The sequence below is a fragment of the Arthrobacter sp. NPDC056691 genome, from assembly GCF_042791415.1.
Taxonomy (GTDB): Bacteria; Actinomycetota; Actinomycetes; order Actinomycetales; family Micrococcaceae; genus Arthrobacter.
Map to the genome: position 1 here is coordinate 1 of NZ_JBHTXX010000073.1, position 1,402 is coordinate 1,402.

The following is a 1,402-nucleotide window of genomic DNA, read 5'->3' on the forward strand; positions in this document are numbered from 1 at the left end:
GCGACAACGTCCTGTCGGTGTTTAGGACGATTTCTCACCCGCTCCGACCATCCGGAGCTCTCCGTCGACGATGCTGAGATCAGTTGCGCTCAGCGGGCGCAGTGACGGTCGCTCGCCTGTGGGCTTCGCTTCGGTGATACGGTCGCCTCGGAACGCACGAACGCCGTCCCGCAGGCGGCACCAGGCGATCAAGTACCAGTTGTTGCCCTTACCGACGTATCCCATGGGCTCGACCTTCCGCGATGTCGCGATACCGCGGCGGTCAACGTAGGCGATCTGCAGAACATGCCCCGTTCGCAGTGCCTCGGCGAGCTCTTTCGGCGCCACATTCGCCCGGTCCTCGTCGAACAGATAGACGCGGGTCGCGAGATTCACCGTTTCTTTAAGACTGTGGTCGTCGGTGACGGCGACGACCTTGCGGAGCGCTGAAGTCGCCGCTTCGCGGAACGGGCTGGTGGCCAGCATCCCCAGGGAGATCATCACCGCGAGTGCCTCGTCGACCGTCAATCCCAGTGGCGCCAGCGTGTGCGCCGGATCGAGGCAATAACCTCCCGTCCGCCCGGGTTCCGCCCAAATGGGTACCCCACTGCCCTGCAGCGCTGAGAGGTCCCGCTCAATGGTGCGCGAGCTGACCTCGAATTTCTCCGCCAACCACCGCGCACTTTTCGGGCGCGGTGCCACGGCCCGCAGCTCCTCAACGAGCGCGTACAAACGGTCAGTGCGGTTCACACCTCGACCCTAGTTTCAAACAGCTTGAACCGCTGGGCATGACACCCCGATCGTGCAACCCGAAGCAGCATCCATCCGCGCGGGCTGAAGATTGCGACCCCTGCCCCTCTTGAATGAGGGTAGGAAACCTCTCCCCCGTGAACGAAATGAACTGCTGATACATCGAAGGAACCTTATCGCGTGTTGCTTGGACCAACAGAATCCGGGCGCCCTATGCCTGCGTCAGGGCGTTACCGAGGGTGTTGCACCGAGTAGACCCCAACCTGACCCCGGAGGCTGCGCACGTTGTGACTGTCAGTTCGAGGTGGTGGTTTTTGCAGCTCGGTTTGGTGGTTCTGGCCGAGGCGGTGACGAGGTTTGAGCGTTCTACTGCATTGCCGTCTGCGCCGAGGGCGACCCATCCCGGGGTTGCCTGTCCTCTTCCTGCCGGCCGCCACCGCTGTCGTCCCGTGCGATCGGCTGAGACCTGGCGGGACGGCTAAACGGTCCTTCAGAGGGCGTTGACGGGCGGTCGGTCAGTCGGCTCCGATGATCCAGGTGGTGCCGAATCGGTCGGTGAGCATGCCGTAGAGGGGGCGAAGGCGCTTGGGCCCAGGCCGGTCAATACGGTCCCGCCATCTGCGAGGCGGTGCCACTGCTCTTTGATCTCGGCTTGGTCGTCGCCGTGCAGCGT

Annotated in this window: 1 protein-coding gene; it reads right to left on the reverse strand. The window is 63.6% G+C overall.

From position 1 onward, the window contains the following. Positions 1 to 21 precede the first annotated feature (21 nt). Entirely contained in the window at positions 22 to 729 is a 708-nt protein-coding gene (locus ACFRAU_RS26050; protein ID WP_378002018.1) for a helix-turn-helix transcriptional regulator, read from the reverse strand. Positions 730 to 1,402: the final 673 nt, after the last annotated feature.